Source organism: Edaphocola aurantiacus (genome assembly GCF_019797745.1).
GTDB classification, from domain to species: Bacteria; Bacteroidota; Bacteroidia; order Chitinophagales; family Chitinophagaceae; genus Edaphocola; species Edaphocola aurantiacus.
This window is the reverse complement of sequence record NZ_VOSI01000002.1, coordinates 487,547-504,195: the sequence shown is the minus strand read 5'-3', so window position 1 is coordinate 504,195 and position 16,649 is coordinate 487,547. Positions and strand designations below refer to the sequence as shown.

Genomic DNA, 16,649 nt, shown 5'->3' with positions numbered 1-16,649 from the left:
GATACAGTAAATATTTGTACATGGATTCAGGGGTTATAATTTTAGGTGTAAATATATTTCAAAAAAAAGAGTTGAGTAATTAGATACCCAACTCTTTTTACATTTTTATAAAATACTATCTTCCCATATGCACCATCAGGATCTGGATGTCGCTCGGGTTTACTCCGGAGATACGACTTGCCTGTCCTAAAGTATGCGGGCGAATTCTGGTAAGTTTTTGTCTGGCTTCGGTAGAGATAGCCTGCACTTTTTCATAATTGAATTGATCCGGAATAATGAGCTCTTCCATGTACCTCATTTTCTCGGCCATTTCTTTTTCTTTTTCCATGTAGATACCATACTTCAAAAGGATCTCCGCCTGCTCAATTTCCTGTTTTGTAAACGGCTTCAGATTTTCCTGGAGCTGGGGTAGGTGCGCAGCGAGCAATTCTATCGAAATGTCGGGCCTTAAGGCCAGTTTTGCCACTTTTTGACGCTCTTTTAGGGCTGTTTGACCATTTTCTTCCAGGAAAGTATTGATTTCTGATGGCTCAATAGGCATTTCAGCCAATATTTGCCTGATTTGCGCTACGTGATCATTTTTGACATTAACCGCATCTAATCTGTCCTGTTTTGCCAATCCCAGGTCAAAACCTTTTTGTGTCAGGCGCACATCTGCATTGTCCTGTCTCAGCAAAGTTCTGAATTCCGCTCTTGAAGTAAACATACGATAAGGTTCATCGGTACCTTTATTGATCAGGTCATCGATCAGTACCCCTATATATGCTTCATTTCTTTGCAGGCTGAATGGCTCCAGTTCGTGTGCATTTCTGCTGGCATTGATACCGGCAATCAGACCCTGGCAAGCCGCTTCTTCATAACCGGTAGTACCATTGATCTGTCCTGCAAAGAACAAATTACGCACCAGTTTAGTCTCCAGTGTAAACTTTAACTGTGTTGGTGGAAAGTAATCATACTCGATGGCATAACCCGGACGGAAGAATTTACAGTTTTCAAAGCCAGGCACTTTAGTAATGGCATTGTATTGAACCTCTTCAGGCAGGGATGTGCTGAAGCCATTTACATAGATCTCAACGGTATTCCATCCCTCTGGTTCTACGAATAACTGGTGGCTATCCTTATCTGCAAAGCGGTTAATTTTATCTTCAATACTCGGACAATAACGCGGACCTGTACCCTGAATTCTACCTTGGAACATAGGAGATTTATCAAATCCGGTTTTAAGAATATCATGTACTTCCTGGCTCGTATAAGTGATCCAGCAATTACGTTGCTTAGAAGGATCGGCTTTAATGATGCTTTCTACATTTTTATAGGAGAATCCGACTACTTCTTCATCACCTTCCTGCACCATCATTTTACTATAATCAAGACTTCTACCGTCTATTCGGGGTGGGGTACCAGTCTTCAGACGGCTTGCTTCAAAGCCTAAACCAACCAATTGTTCGGTAATACCAGTAGCACCACCTTCGCCCATACGGCCTCCTCCAAACTGTTTTTCGCCCACATGAATGATACCATTAAGGAAGGTACCATTGGTCAATACTACTGCCTTACCTCTTATTTCCTGGCCCATTCCGGTCACAATACCTTGTACTGTTCCACGTGAAACAATGAGTCCTTTAACCATATCTTGCCAGAAATCAAGGTTAGGGGTTTGTTCCAGCATCTCTCTCCAGGTAGCTGCAAATACATGTCGATCGCTCTGACAGCGAGGGCTCCACATAGCAGGTCCTTTTGATTTATTCAACATTCTAAACTGTATCATTGACTTATCTGATACAATACCACTATAACCTCCTAAAGCATCTATCTCTCTTACGATCTGTCCTTTACCAATACCACCCATAGCAGGATTACAACTCATCTGTGCAATCGTCTGCATATTCATGGTAACAAGTAAGGTTTTACTACCCATATTAGCAGCGGCAGCAGCAGCCTCACAACCGGCATGTCCTGCACCTACTACTATCACATCATATTCTGGAAACATTGTTTGAAATTAATTTATGCAAAGATATTTATAGTATAGCTATATACCTAATGAATATATCTATATACATATATAATAGGTAGGGTATAATGTAGCAAAACACTGTTCCACGTGAAACAAAATTAACCTCCCACAAGTCAATGTTTCACGTGGAACAATATCAGTTTAAACTATAGTATAATGTTCATAGAGAAAGGTAATACAGTACAAAGTTTCACGTGAAACATATAAGCTATTTTATATTAGCTTAACAATAAAATACGTACTTTTGCGGTTCTGTTTTAAAAAAATAAACAATGTCAGTATTTGATAATTTTGATCCAAACTCAGTGGGATTAAAAGACAACAACATCTTCGGATTGCCTACTACAGAAGACAATTCTTCATTGATCATTATCCCTGCTCCATGGGAGGTAACTGTAAGCTACAGAGCTGGTACATCCAGAGGTCCTGAGCAGATTATGGAAGCTTCTTTGCAGATAGATCTCTACGATCCGGATGGGGTTGATACCTGGAAGAAAGGGTATTATATGTTGCCGATAGATAAGAACATTAAAAAGAAAAGTGATTACTTACGCTCTTGTTCTGAACTGATCATTGGTGCCTTATCTGAAGGTGCACCAATCGACTGCAACAATCAGTTATGTCAAAAACTGACAGAAGTAAATGAAGGTGGCCTGATGTTTAAACAATGGATTAAAGACCTTACCGTATCTTATATGCAGAAAGGTAAAAAGGTTGTTATGCTGGGTGGAGACCACAGTACTCCATTAGGCTATATCCAGGGATTGGCTACAGAACATAAAGACTTTGGTATACTGCAGATCGATGCACATGCCGATCTCCGTATCGCATACGAAGGCTTTACATACTCTCACGCTTCTATCATGTATAATGTATTACAGGAAGTACCGGAAATCAGTAAGCTGGTGCAGGTTGGTATCAGAGATTACTGTGATGAAGAACTGGAGATCATTAATAACAATCCTAAAGTAACTACATTCTTTGATAAGGATATTAAAGAAAGAATGTATGAAGGAGCAACCTGGAAAGTAATCGTTGATGATATTATTGCCAGCCTTCCTGAAAAAGTATATATCAGTTTTGACATAGATGGTTTAGATCCTAAACTTTGTCCGAATACAGGTACTCCGGTTCCGGGCGGATTCGAAGTAGAACAGATATTCTACCTGTTTAAAAAACTGAAAGAAAGTAAAAAAGAAATCATTGGTTTTGATCTGAATGAAGTCAGCTCCGGAGAACATAGTCACGATTGTATAGATCCACTGGTTGGTGCCAGAGTACTGTACAAAATGTGCAACATCCTGATGTCTCAATCTTAATCAAACACTATACTATTATATATGACAACATACCAGCTCTATCTGCAAACAAAAGGAATCAATAAAAAGAATGTAACCTTCTCTCACCTGATGGCCGCATTCTTACTGATTATTATGGGAGCAGTTTCATTCGTGATCATTGCATTATTAGGACAAACCAAAGCTGCTGCTCCTGATGCAGATGCTATGTTATATAAATCCGTTTCAGGCATTTACATAGCTGCTGGTATAGTCTTACTGGCATTGATCATAGGTATGAATAAAAGAATTGTAGAAAAGAAAAACAGTACAATCTTAAGGGTTATAGAAGTGGCTATGCTGCTTCCGGTATGTGTGTTCTGCATCAACAAAGCATGGTATGTACCGGCAGCATTTTCAGGTATTGGTATATTAGGTATTATATATGCCTTCTATTATGAAAATGCTGCTGAGAAACCAAGTATCATTACTATTAATGAAGAGGGGATAGCTATCCCTAATTATCGTACTTCATTCATCAGCTGGGATAAAGTTCTGAGATTAATTGTACGTCACCGTATATTAACTATAGAGGTAAATGGCAATAAACTATTTCAATTAGACCTGTCGGCTGATCAGAATTTAGAAGTTACTGATATAGAAACCTTTGCACTGGAACAGATTAAAAGCAATAAAAAGATAATCAAGAACGACTGGTAATAGTTTGCTTTATTAAAAATATAATCATACATTTATTTATAATAAAACTATTTGATTACCCTATAAAAGCTGTTCTATGACTTTTAATCCGACCCAGGTTTTTGATGAACTTTCCTCAACAACAGAAAAATTATTCAAGGGTTATGAAACCCTGCAGAAAATGGACGATGTAGCTGTAGCTACTACACCTAAAGAATTGGTATTTCAGAAAGATAAAGTTAAGATCTATCACTATTTAAGAGATACACCAGCTACCTGCAAAATTCCTGTACTTGTATCATTCGCCATGCTGAACCGGCATGATGTACTGGACCTCCAGCCAGATAAAAGCTTAATGAAGAAGTTTGTAGATCTGGGACTGGATGTTTATATCATGGACTGGGGTTATCCTACTCAGGCAGATAAATACCTGACTATGGAAGACTATATCGATGGCTATATGAATGATGCCATAGACTTCATCCGTAAGAAGCATAAAGTACCTAAAATCCATAAGATGGCTATATGCCAGGCTGGTACCTATTCAATGATCTATGCATCACGCTATCCGCAAAAGCTTAAAACCTTAACTACATATGTAGCTCCATTTGACTTCGGTGCACGTGAAAACATGCTGTACAAATGGGCAGAATACCTGGATGTGGATACTATGGTGGATACTGTAGGCACTATTCCCGGAGAGATGATAGACAGTGCATTTTCGATGTTAAAACCATCTATGAATATATCTAAGTACTTAGGTATTATGGATAACATCGATGATGAAGATAAAGTATCTAACTTCCTGAGAATGGAAAAGTGGAAATCTGACCTTCCTGCAATAGCAGGGGAGATGTACCGTAAATACATTAAAGATCTGTTTAAGGGCAATAAGCTGATCAATGATGAATTCTATCTTGGAGGAGAACTGGTAGATCTGAAGAAAATGACAGTTCCATACCTGAATGTATATGCTACCGGCGATACCATCATTCCAAATAAAAGTACACTAGCTGTAATGGATAAGATCGGTTCAAAAGACAAAACCGAATATGCCTTCCCTGGTGGACATATAGGTGTATTTGTTGGTGGTAAATCACAAAAAGAACTGGCCCCAACCGTAACCAAATGGATCATGGAAAGAACCAAATAAAGAATATCTATTTAATACTATCAATAAAGCCGTACTATAATAAGTACGGCTTTGTTATTATTAGCAGTTATCAACAGAGATTAAATGTTGATAACTGGTCTGCCAGGCATGTAAAACAACTAACCACTTTTTCCTTAGCACTATACTCCAGGTTAAATAGTGTTCAAAGTAAAGTAAGTAAATATTAATTCATAATAATGAGAATAATAATTATAGACAAATAGATGAGTTATATAGATGAAATACAATACTATAAAGGATTTCAAGCCAAAATACCTTAAATAATAATATGTATAAAATCCAAAAACTACAACATATTATCTCTCAAAAGATATATGTATGTGGATTACCCCTCTAGTTCTTCTATACTTATACACAAAGCAGTGGATAAACCCGTGGGAAGGGTAGCTAATAACTTTAAACAAGTTCCTTAACTTTTCTTTAAATTATAAATAACATTAATTTAATAGTAGAATAGTACACAGATCCCAGGGAAAAATACAGGGTTATCCCAATTCACAAAAAGAATAGTTGTTATACACAGGGCTTATCCACAATGTGGAAGAAGTACAAAGGAATACAGTAAAATCAATACTTACAGCCTGTTCCGATCATGTTAATAATCCACAAACAAGATAGGTATTCTAATAATCGTACAAAGAAGAAGTATAGTTATCCCCTTTTCCACAGTCATAATAATAGTTAGTAATTTTTTTAAAAAAAATATATTATCAACTACTACAGTAAAGGGGAATAGTAAAATTGGCCGCTCATTGTTTTTCGGAATAAACGGCTACTTTTGTCCTCACAACAAACGAAATCAACAGTCTAACCGTAAAAGCCAGAATAATCCAGAAAGAATGCTCACCGTAAAGAATCTCCATATCATGTTCGAAGGCCCGCAGCCCTTCCATGCTTTACAGGGCATATCTTTCCACATCGACAAAGGTCAGACATTGGCACTCATCGGTGCATCTGGTTCCGGTAAGTCACTCACCTCACTGGCCATTATGGGCCTTTTACCGAAGAACACCCAACAGACCGGCTACATCATGCTGGATGATGCAGATGAAGTGATCCTGAATAAGCTCAGCGAAAAGGAATGGCAGAAAGTAAGGGGTAATAAGATCAGCATGGTGTTTCAGGAGCCAATGAGTGCGCTCAACCCTATACAGACTGTAGGCAGCCAATTAAGGGAGTGTATACTGGCACACCAGGACATATCCACAACAGAAGCTAAACAGCAGGCGATTAACTGGTTGCACAAGGTAAAACTACCGGAACCGGCAGTTTTATACGGACGTTATCCACATCAGTTATCAGGAGGCCAGAAGCAAAGGGTTATGATTGCAATGGCGATGTGTAATCATCCAGAGGTCCTAATTGCTGATGAACCTACGACCGCACTGGATGTAACGGTGCAGAAAGAGATTATAGAGCTGATGAAACAGCTGCAGCAGGAGTTCGGTATGGCTATGCTGTTTATTACGCACGATCTGGCGCTGGCTAAGCTTATAGCAGATGATTTCCTGATCCTTGAAAAAGGAAAAGTAGTACAGCAGATGCAAACGCCTGAATTCAGCAGGGAAATTGTGGATAAACCACTTGCAGAAACGATACTTGAAGTAACTAATCTGAAAGTCTATTACCCGACTGAAAAAAACTGGCTTGGGAAAACAACATCCGTATTCAAAGCAGTTGATGATGTTAGTTTTATATTGAACAAAGGAGAGACTTTAGGGCTGGTTGGTGAATCGGGTTGTGGAAAAAGCACCTTAAGCAAGTGTATATTAGGACTACAGGAAGCTACAGACGGGCATATTTTCTTTAAAGGCAAAGATATTACCCATATTTCGCAGCAGGAATGGTCAAAACTGAGAAAAGATATACAGATTATCTTCCAGGATCCTTATGCGAGCCTTAATCCGAGGCTTACAGTAGGTGCCGCGATTGCAGAACCTATAAAAGTTCACCATATACCTGTGGATAAGTCTGTGAAACATAGTGTACTCGAATTACTGGACCAGGTACAGCTGCCAGCCACTGCTTTTGATAAGTATCCCCATGAATTTTCCGGAGGCCAGCGCCAGCGTATATGTATAGCCCGCGCACTTGCATTACAACCGCAATTGGTCATCTGTGACGAATCGGTCGCTGCACTGGATATCAACATTCAGACCCAGATATTGTCCTTACTCAGCGAACTGCAGCAACACCATCAATTGACCTACCTGTTTATAACCCATGATCTGCATGTAGTAAAAGCAATCAGTGACCGTATAATGGTTATGGAAAAAGGTAAAATCATAGAACAGGGACTGGCAGATCAGGTTATGACCAATCCGCAGATGGATTATACCAAAAAATTACTGGCGGCCGCTCCGCGACTTTAAATTATATATAGTATATGGAAAAGAAGCATATATACCTCATCAGCGGCCTGGGTTCCGACGAGCGGGTATTTCGCTATCTGGACCTTGATGCTTATTCAGTACATTATATTCAGTGGATACCCCCGATTCATAAAGAAAGTCTGGCTGCATATGCTGCAAGGCTTATAAAACAGATTACTACTCCCGATCCTGTACTTATAGGATTATCTATGGGCGGTATGATCGCTGTGGAAATCGGTAAGCTGATCTCTACAGAAAAAATTATCCTCATTTCTTCTGCAAAAGGGGCTTCTGAATTGCCCGGTTATTTTGGCTTCTTTGGAAAATTAAAATTGCACCGTTACCTGCCCGATTTTTTACTGCTCCGCCCCAATAAAGTGTTTTATAACCTCTTTGGTGTGTATAACAAGAGAGAAAAAGTGATTTTGCGTGATGTACTGCGCGATACTGATCCAAAATTTGCCCGCTGGGCTATGGATGCGATACTGGAATGGGATAATACAGAAACCAGGGGTACGGTTATCCACATACACGGTACGAATGATAAGATTATACCCCTACGTAATATAGAATCGCCGGATTATATCATTCAGGATGCCGGGCACAGTATGGTTTTTCAACAACCAAAGCTGATAACGACGCTATTGAAAAAAATTATCGGCTGAAGCTAATACGGAAAGAAATATATAAACAGTAATGCCAGACATTGGAAGCCAAGAATACACCATAATGGTGTTTTATCCGGATCACTACTGTCTTTCAGAAACTGCAGTATTTTATTTTTGATGACCATGTCCAGTTTTAATTCCGGATCTGCAAAATCTACATCATCCAGGGAAATACGTTTCAGTGCAAAATGGATAATGCGATTAATCCATTTATGTCCGCCTTCACTTTTAAGCTGTTTGGAGAGCTGTATCCTCACTACAGCAGCATCTATACCTTTTCTTACTGCTCCGGGCTGCAAGGCCTTCGTTCCAGAAATGATTTTATCTAATATCGGAATAATAATAGTTTCCGATTTATCATGCACAATACGGTTTATAAGTTTTGAAATGACGTACTTTCCAGAAAAAAGAAAAACGAGGTATACACATACTAGTATAAGTAACCAAAGTATAGAACCAACCGGTTTTTGGATGAACATTAAAATAAGTGCCGGTGCTGCACCCGCATGACCAGAGTGTCCTGAATCTATATCTTTAAGCAAAAAAAACAGGCCGAGGAAAACACTGATGACAGATATGGATCCGAAAAAGAGATTTAGTTTAAGCCAGGTACCGGTAACCATAGCGGTAAGCCTGGTGAGGTATTTTATATTTTCTTTCATAGTAGTGTAATATAAACAATTTTTACTCCGGTAACTGAACCATAGCCCAGTTTACCTGGTATGGATATTTTTCGTAGAAGCGGCTATCCTCACTAATAGTCATTCCATTATCATAATCGGCTTTTGCTTCGCGTAAGAGGCTGTTATATTTTTCCTGATTTCCGTTTTTTAAGTAACATACTGCTTTATAATATTTGGCATCAGAAAATTGTGGATATTTCCCGATCGACTGCTCAAAGTAATCTATGGCTTTATTATAGTCTCTTAATTCATAATGGATGATGCCCATAAAGAAGAGTTCAAGATAATGCGGAGTATACCCGGAAGGTCTGCCATCGGTTCTTTCTATTTCGGCCAGCAAAACCCGTTTGGCTTCTGCGTACCTTCCTAATTGTAAATGACAGATGGCCATGTAGAAGTCATAAGAGTGATCATTTTCATAACCCAGACCAAATTCTTTTTTTGCTGCTTCAAGGTCGGTAAGTGCTCCACTATAATTTTTCTGGAAAATGCACTTTAAAAATCCTCTCCGGGCCAGATACTCCTTCCTGCTATATTGTACCGCCTTGTCAAAACTGGACAATGCCATTTCATACCGCATTGTTTTCCACAATGGGAGTGCTTTATGATGCCATAAAAGGGCAATTGTAGAATCTTCACCTAAAGCAGCATTAATATAATCTGTCCATTCGTGGCTTGTATAGTGATGCAGGTATGCACCTTTGCTCAAGTACTTTTCTATAATGGCTTCCTGGGCAGGTGTAGCTTGCTGCACCTGAGCTGATAGTTCTGCACAGGTAAACAGTGCTGTACATGAAATCAATGTTATGATTTTCAACATTTCTTTATTATTTATGGTGGAAAAGGGTTAATCCAAATGTAATTCTTAAATGACATCAATTTGTAATCTGGAGCAACGCTAACTTTTTATTTACATAATAGACTGTAGCATAACATAGTACGTAATACAAAGATTTACAGCGCTTAAAATGGAGGTTTGTAATAATTTTTAATTGTAAATCAGTTGCTTAGAAATAAGAAAAAATAAAAAGTTTTCCACATTAAAAAAAAGTGCTATCTTTGTCGACCAAAAATTTCTTATAAAAGGAGGACATTAAACTTGGAAGAAAACCAAATTATTAACAATCAAAACAATGCTCACGACGATTTCGATTGGAGCATTGACAAACGCAACGTTTCTAACTATTCACAGGAGAAGCGTGAAGCTCTTGAAAAAGAGTATGATGGATCATTTAAAGCTATCACTGACGGTGAGTTGATCACTGGTACAGTTGAAGGTCTGACTAAAACTGATGTTATCATTAACATTGGTGACAAGTCTGATGGCTTAGTATCCTTAAACGAATTCCGTGACATGCCGGGTGTAAAAATCGGTGATGCAGTGGAAGTTCTGGTTGTAGAGAAAGAAGACCGTAACGGTAATCTGAATCTGAGCCGCCGTATGGCACGTCAGGTACGTAGCTGGCAGAACGTGGTTGACTACTTCAAATCTGGCGAAGTGGTTACCGGTACGATCACATCTAAAACTAAAGGTGGTCTGATCGTAGACGTTAATGGCCTGGAAACATTCTTACCTGGTTCTCAAATTGATGTGAAACCAGTAACTGATTACGATCAGTACGTAGGTAAGACTATGGACTTCAAAGTTGTGAAAATCAACGAGCAGATCCGTAATGCAGTAGTATCTCACAAAGCGCTGATCGAGAGCGATCTGGAACAACAACGCGGTGAGATCATGTCTAAACTGGAGAAAGGTCAAGTACTGGAAGGTACCATCAAAAACGTAACTGACTTTGGTGCTTTCGTAGATTTAGGCGGTGTAGATGGTCTGTTATATATTACAGATATCAGCTGGGGTCGTATCTCTCATCCGAGCGAAGTACTGGAAAACGGTCAGAAACTGAACGTTGTTGTGCTTGATTTCGATGATGAGAAAAAACGTATCAGCCTGGGTCTGAAACAATTATCTGCTCACCCTTGGGATAGCCTGCCTGCGGAAATCGTAGAAGGTTCTGTAATCAAAGGTAAAGTAGTAAATATCGAAGACTACGGTTCTTTCCTGGAAGTATTACCTGGCGTAGAAGGTCTGGTACACGTTTCAGAAATTACCTGGAGCTCTCAACCAATCAATGCGAAAGAATTCTTCACTATGGGTGACGAATACGAAGCAAAAGTGGTTACTCTGGACAGAGAAGAGCGTAAAATGTCTTTATCTATCAAACAATTGACTGAAGATCCTTGGGAAAACATCGATGATCGTTTCCCGGTTGAAAGCAGACATAAAGGTATCGTTAAAAACATTACTCCTTACGGTGTATTCGTAGAACTGGAAACTGGTATCGGCGGTATGATCCACATCAGTGATCTGAGCTGGACTAAACGTTTCAACCACCCAAGTGAATTCACTAAAGTTGGTGAAGAAATCGAAGTAGTTATCCTGTCTATCGATAAAGATAACCGTAAATTGTCTCTGGGTCACAAACAAATCGAAGACGATCCATGGATCAACTTCGAAGGTATTTTCCCAGTAGGTTCTACTCATCAGGGTAAAGTAATCCGTAAAGATGACAAAGGCGCTAACATCCAGTTAGAGCACGGTCTGGAAGCATTCGTTCCAACCCGTCACTTACGCAGAGAAGACGGTGGTGATATCAATGTAGATGATACATTAGATTTCGTAATCATCGAATTCGATCGCAACGATAAACGTATCATGGCATCTCACGCACGTGTTTGGGAACAAGCTAAAGCTGACGAAAAAGAAGCTCACGCAAAAGAAACCAAAGATTCAGTGAAAAAAGTACAGGATAAAGTTGAAAAACCAACTTTAGGTAACCTGGGTGCTTTAGCGGATATCAAAGCTAAACTGAAAGACGAAGAAGAAGGAAAATAATTCCGACGGAAATCGAAATACTAAAAAGCCCTCACTTGCGTGAGGGCTTTTTTATGTTTATCATATACTGAACAGAACTATCTTTCGGGCAATATGTTTCCATGCTTGTCTATAAGCACCAATGCTCCCTTATACATTACACTGGCATGATCATCAATAAAACTGCCGGCATTATAATACATAAATGGGGTAAGCTCATTGCCCTTCGCATCTATATAACCGTATTGGCCATCTTTATTCCGGGCCAGTATAGGATAATCTGCTTTTTCATCTAGTAAATGCTGCAGGTAATCTCCAATATCGATGTAATCATATTTCTTTACTACTGCATCGGGTTTTGATAAATCAAGTATAAAATGCTCTTTATTCTTGATTACATAAACATGATTGTCAATTACTACTGAAACAATATCATATTTTAACGGCAATACTTCTTTCCCTTGCACATCAACTAATCCGGACAGATTATTTTTGGTGACCAGTGCATAATCACCCGAAAATAGATTTGCTTTGTCATATATAAAATCAGTTACCGGTTTACCCAGTTTATTAATATATCCATAAAGCTGCTTACTGTTTTTCACCGGGGCTATCTTCTTTTTAAATGCAAATGATTCGGCATAATCAAAGGGAATAACCACTTTATTTGTTGCATTTACTACACCCCATAAATTACGGGTATTTTGTACGATGTACATATCCTCATTGATTGCGCTTATTATATGGTATTGAAAGGGGATAACTATTTTACCGGTTCGGTTTACTACTCCGTATATATCCTCTGCATTTTTGACGGCAATATGATCTGCATCCAGAATAATACAGTCCTTATAATCTGAGTTCCATAGTTTCTTTCCTTTATCGTCAAACAGCGTAATCTTCCCATCTTTCATACCTACGTACAGTCCATACTGAGGTCCGGAAATAAATTCGTATTCCTGTGGTACCAGTATTTTATTGCGGATATCGGCCAGTGCGTATTTACCATTATCATACAATAAAAACTGCCGGCTGTATATCGAATTATGGTATACTATGCCATGTTCAAAGGGTATTGCTATACTAAAATCTGGATTCAATACGCCGAATTTGCCCGCATATTTTGCAATATAAAAACTGTCAAAGTGCTGCAGGTGCTGATACTGCAGCGGCAATACTTCTTTCAGATCCCTGTTTAGTATACCGGATTTACCATCTTTACGTACCTGTACAATACTGTCGAGATCATAGATACTGCTGTATGTGGGAGGGAGCAGTATCTGTCCATACTCATTCATCATCCCGGTTTCGAATGATGTTTTGTATATAATATACCGGCCATTTTTAAATTTGCCGATACTCGAATAGGTTGCAGGAACGACTGTTTTACCACTGCGGTCTTTCAGGCCCCAGAGATCCTGTCCCGGAACCTTAAACCGTATGCTGGCCTGGGCAGATAGTATTGCAGGAGTACATAAACCTAAAATGAACAGGTATATTCTTTTCATGACATTCAGATCAATAGTAAATATACAAAAAGAAAACCCCTCGTGAAGAGGGGTTTAAATAATATGTGGTAGTGATTATTTTTTGTTCACTTTGAAATAACCTTTACGGATTTCTATAGTGCCATAATCGTTACCATTAACCCATTTTAAATCTGTATAGAAGTATCCTTCAATTACATCGGTGTTATTAATGGTTATCTTAACACCACCGTTACTTGCTTTATAGGTGCTTAAGACGAGGTTATTTACATTACCAAGCTCTTTATATTCGATGGATACTTTATCAGGGAAGGTATATACCATACCCGGAATAGCATATTCAGGAATAGAAAAAAGCACATTCTTTGTATAATCCACAAAGAATATAATATTATGAAATCCCGGTGTGTGGGCATATTTTACAAAATCTGTGCCAGGTACTTTTAAAGCCCCATTCACTTCCAGGGACATAGGCGCTGTACCGGCCCACCAGGCTCCGGAGGAACTGCTGTTAGGTTCACCATTAATATTCGATTTCTCACAGGAAGAAAAAAACAGGGCTGTAGCCATTACTGCTACGGACAGAATTTTTTTGAACATTGTTTTTTGTTTATTAGTAAAGTATTTAAAATTGCATTTCCCCTTTTATCGCAAAAAAATCCTGTGATAATCAACACTAATAGTGTTTTTAGTACACTATAGAGTGATATTTAGAATTTTCCGCAAAATAATGTTAATATTTCAAATTTTATATTGCAGTAAAGAAATATTAATCCAATAAAAAGTTCCGGCGGGAAATACCCGCCGGAACTTTTTATAAACTACAATTCATTATTTCGCTTTATACACCGGCAAAGGGACAAATTCTGTCTCGCCCGGCACTTTAGGAAAAGTCTGTGCTTTCCAGGCCTGCTTGGCCGCTTCTATTTTCTCCTTATCAGAACTCACAAAGTTCCAGTGTATATAACGCTCTTCAGGAAAGGCATTACCACCGAAGATATACACTGTAGTATTTGGTGCCATATCGAAGCTGCAAAGTGTAGCATCATTGGCGATCAGTATATGCTTTGGTTCATAATTTTCACCATCACTATGTATGCTGCCTTCCAGAATATATAATGCACTTTCGCCAAACAAATGTTCACCAATATTGATCGATGCAGCTTCTTTGTTTTTAATTTCTAAAAAGTATAAAGGACTGTGCACCGGCACGGCAGATTTACGATCAAATAATGTACCGGCAATCAGTTTATAGGACACACCTTCTTCTTCCCAATGCGGAATATCCGCAGCCTCTACATGGCTGAAAGAAGGTTCGCAATCTTCCAGTTCCTTAGGTAGTGCTACCCAGATCTGCAGTCCGTGCATGCTCTTTTCAGAATGACGCAGGTATTCTGGTGTGCGCTCAGAGTGGGTAACGCCTTTTCCGGCCGTCATCCAGTTTACTGCACCCGGTTGAATCTCCATGGCCACACCCATACTGTCGCGGTGCATAATAGATCCTTCAAACAAATAGGTAAGTGTTGAAAGCCCTATGTGCGGGTGCGGAGGTACATCAAGATTTTCATAATCCTTCATTTTTGCCGGACCCATATGATCGATAAATACAAAGGGACCAACCGAACGTTTTTGTGAAAAGGGTAATAAACGACCCACCATGAAATTGCCTATATTGGCCGCACGCTCTTCTATAATTAATCCTACGTTTGACATATTGATTTGAATTTTATGGTTCTAAATATCCGATTTTTATATTATTAAATAGTTAACTGTCCTGTTTATTCCCCTGATATTATACCTGATCTTCCAGGTAGCCAAATTTGCCCTGGTTGTAATCATCAAATGCCTGTAATATTTCCTGCTGATTATTCATCACAAATGGTCCATGTGCCACAATATTCTCCTTGATCGGTTCGCCGCTCATGATCAGCACTACAGCATCTTCGCTAGCCGTTATATGAAAGTCTTCACCCGCATTTCCGAACAGTACAAAATGATCCGTAGCTACCGTTTCCGCATCATTAACTACAATACTTCCCTCCACAACGAGGAGTGCTGTATTATAACTGACCGGAAAACTGAAATCGGCACGACCACCTTTATGAAGGAAGGTATTATACAAATGTACCGGAGTAAAGGTATCGGCTGCACCTTTGCTATCCATATATGATCCGGCGATCACAGCTACCTCACCATTCCCATCGGGCAGGGGTACTCTTGGAATCTGATCTTTGGTAATGGACTGGTATTTAGGTGCAGACATTTTATCCTTAGCCGGCAGGTTTACCCATAATTGTACCATCTGGAACCAGCCGCCTTCTTTGCTGAACTGCTCTTCATGATACTCTTTATGCAATACGCCGGAAGCTGCTGTCATCCATTGTACATCTCCTTCCCTGATCACACCACCACCACCGGAACTGTCGTGATGGGCTACACTGCCTTTGTACGCAATCGTAACCGTTTCAAAGCCGCGGTGCGGATGCACACCTACGCCACGTGGCGTAGCGCTGGGTTCAAAATAGTGCGCCGAGTTGTAGTCCAGCATGATAAAGGGATCCATACGGTACATGCCCGTGCGGCTACCCTGTGGTATAAAATTATGCACCCTGAAGCCGTCGCCTACGAAATGAGGGTCCGGTGGTGCCATTACAGATACAACGTTTTTTATAGCCATAATAATTATTTATTTTTTGTAATACAAAATTACAACACGGCCGGTGCGGTATCCATTGATGTATGGTAATTACTGCTTTTGATGCTTTTTGGTAGCCAGGTCTTTACGTACACGGCTCAGGCTCTCCGGGGTAATACCCAGGTAAGAAGCCACCAATGTCTGTGGCACCCGTAGCAGCAGATCAGGATATATGCGTATGAAATCGAGGTAACGCTCCTCTGCAGTAGCACTCAATAAAAGATTAATGCGGTTTTGCAGATGACGTATATGATTATGCAGCAGTTTATTGTTGAATAAAGCAAAAGACTGATTGTGTAATGACAAGGATGCAAACATATCCACATCAATCATAGTCACTACACTATCTTCCAGTGCCTCAATGAAATACTGTGAGGGCTGGTTGAAAAAAGCACTTTCACGGTCTACTACAAACCAACCTTCCGGTGCAAACTGAAGGATATGTTGTTTACCTTTTTCATCAATAGAATAATACTTTAAAAGTCCTTCTTCCACGAAGAAGGAATGTTTACAGACATCACCCTGGCGCAGCAGAAAATTACCCTTCTTAACCTGTATCTTTTTCAGATTTTCGATATGCTCCCGGATGATCTGTTCATCCATATCTACATTAGAAGTCAAAAAAGTTTTCAGGTTAGAACTGTTCATATCAAAAAAGAGGAATAAGTATACTGCTGTAAAGCTAAGCAGAATGCTGCAACAAAT

General features: G+C 39.4%; 14 protein-coding genes. 6 read left to right on the top strand and 8 right to left on the bottom strand.

Annotation, left to right across the window (positions count from 1 at the left end):
* Nucleotides 1–115 precede the first annotated feature (115 nt).
* Entirely contained in the window at nucleotides 116–1,993 is a 1,878-nt protein-coding gene (gene mnmG, locus FTD44_RS06710; protein ID WP_129020306.1) for a tRNA uridine-5-carboxymethylaminomethyl(34) synthesis enzyme MnmG, read from the bottom strand.
* A 296-nt stretch (nucleotides 1,994–2,289) separates the two neighbouring features.
* On the opposite strand from mnmG, the gene FTD44_RS06705 reads away from it, so the two are divergent.
* The 5 genes from FTD44_RS06705 to FTD44_RS06685 all read left to right on the top strand — a co-directional run bounded on the left by FTD44_RS06705 (nucleotide 2,290) and on the right by FTD44_RS06685 (nucleotide 8,204).
* Entirely contained in the window at nucleotides 2,290–3,336 is a 1,047-nt protein-coding gene (locus FTD44_RS06705; RefSeq protein WP_222165736.1) for an agmatinase family protein, read from the top strand.
* A 21-nt stretch (nucleotides 3,337–3,357) separates the two neighbouring features.
* Nucleotides 3,358–4,014, top strand: a complete 657-nt coding sequence (locus tag FTD44_RS06700) for a hypothetical protein (protein ID WP_222165735.1) — start codon at nucleotides 3,358–3,360, stop codon at nucleotides 4,012–4,014.
* Nucleotides 4,015–4,090: 76 nt separating this feature from the next.
* Nucleotides 4,091–5,146, top strand: coding sequence for a class III poly(R)-hydroxyalkanoic acid synthase subunit PhaC (gene phaC, locus FTD44_RS06695; protein WP_222165734.1), 1,056 nt, complete (start codon nucleotides 4,091–4,093; stop codon nucleotides 5,144–5,146).
* Between the two features lie 860 nt (nucleotides 5,147–6,006).
* Nucleotides 6,007–7,539: an ABC transporter ATP-binding protein gene (locus tag FTD44_RS06690; protein WP_222165733.1), complete on the top strand. Its 1,533-nt coding sequence runs from the start codon at nucleotides 6,007–6,009 to the stop codon at nucleotides 7,537–7,539.
* Nucleotides 7,540–7,553: 14 nt separating this feature from the next.
* Nucleotides 7,554–8,204 (top strand): alpha/beta hydrolase, encoded by a 651-nt coding sequence (locus tag FTD44_RS06685; RefSeq protein ID WP_222165732.1) that lies wholly within the window; start codon nucleotides 7,554–7,556, stop codon nucleotides 8,202–8,204.
* Nucleotides 8,205–8,206: 2 nt separating this feature from the next.
* Here FTD44_RS06685 and FTD44_RS06680 read toward each other — a convergent pair whose 3' ends face one another.
* Together FTD44_RS06680 and FTD44_RS06675 are read right to left on the bottom strand one after the other, a co-directional pair.
* Nucleotides 8,207–8,869: a hypothetical protein gene (locus tag FTD44_RS06680; protein WP_222165731.1), complete on the bottom strand. Its 663-nt coding sequence runs from the start codon at nucleotides 8,867–8,869 to the stop codon at nucleotides 8,207–8,209.
* A 22-nt stretch (nucleotides 8,870–8,891) separates the two neighbouring features.
* Nucleotides 8,892–9,710, bottom strand: coding sequence for a tetratricopeptide repeat protein (locus FTD44_RS06675; RefSeq protein WP_222165730.1), 819 nt, complete (start codon nucleotides 9,708–9,710; stop codon nucleotides 8,892–8,894).
* 279 nt (nucleotides 9,711–9,989) lie between these two features.
* Between FTD44_RS06675 and rpsA the strand changes: the two genes are divergently transcribed.
* Nucleotides 9,990–11,783 (top strand): 30S ribosomal protein S1, encoded by a 1,794-nt coding sequence (gene rpsA, locus FTD44_RS06670; protein ID WP_237559473.1) that lies wholly within the window; start codon nucleotides 9,990–9,992, stop codon nucleotides 11,781–11,783.
* 77 nt (nucleotides 11,784–11,860) lie between these two features.
* On the opposite strand, the gene FTD44_RS06665 is transcribed toward rpsA, so the two are convergent.
* The 5 genes from FTD44_RS06665 to FTD44_RS06645 all read right to left on the bottom strand — a co-directional run bounded on the left by FTD44_RS06665 (nucleotide 11,861) and on the right by FTD44_RS06645 (nucleotide 16,592).
* A complete protein-coding gene (locus FTD44_RS06665; protein ID WP_222165729.1) occupies nucleotides 11,861–13,270 on the bottom strand; it encodes a WG repeat-containing protein in 1,410 nt (469 codons plus the stop codon).
* 75 nt (nucleotides 13,271–13,345) lie between these two features.
* Nucleotides 13,346–13,849 carry a hypothetical protein gene (locus FTD44_RS06660; RefSeq protein ID WP_222165727.1) on the bottom strand — a complete coding sequence of 168 codons (504 nt, stop codon included), beginning with the start codon at nucleotides 13,847–13,849 and terminating at the stop codon, nucleotides 13,346–13,348.
* 231 nt (nucleotides 13,850–14,080) lie between these two features.
* Complete coding sequence (locus FTD44_RS06655) at nucleotides 14,081–14,962, bottom strand: pirin family protein (protein ID WP_222165726.1); 882 nt, start codon at nucleotides 14,960–14,962, stop codon at nucleotides 14,081–14,083.
* Nucleotides 14,963–15,041: 79 nt separating this feature from the next.
* Nucleotides 15,042–15,926, bottom strand: coding sequence for a pirin family protein (locus FTD44_RS06650; protein WP_222165725.1), 885 nt, complete (start codon nucleotides 15,924–15,926; stop codon nucleotides 15,042–15,044).
* Nucleotides 15,927–15,995: 69 nt separating this feature from the next.
* Nucleotides 15,996–16,592 carry a Crp/Fnr family transcriptional regulator gene (locus FTD44_RS06645; protein ID WP_129020293.1) on the bottom strand — a complete coding sequence of 199 codons (597 nt, stop codon included), beginning with the start codon at nucleotides 16,590–16,592 and terminating at the stop codon, nucleotides 15,996–15,998.
* Nucleotides 16,593–16,649 lie beyond the last annotated feature (57 nt).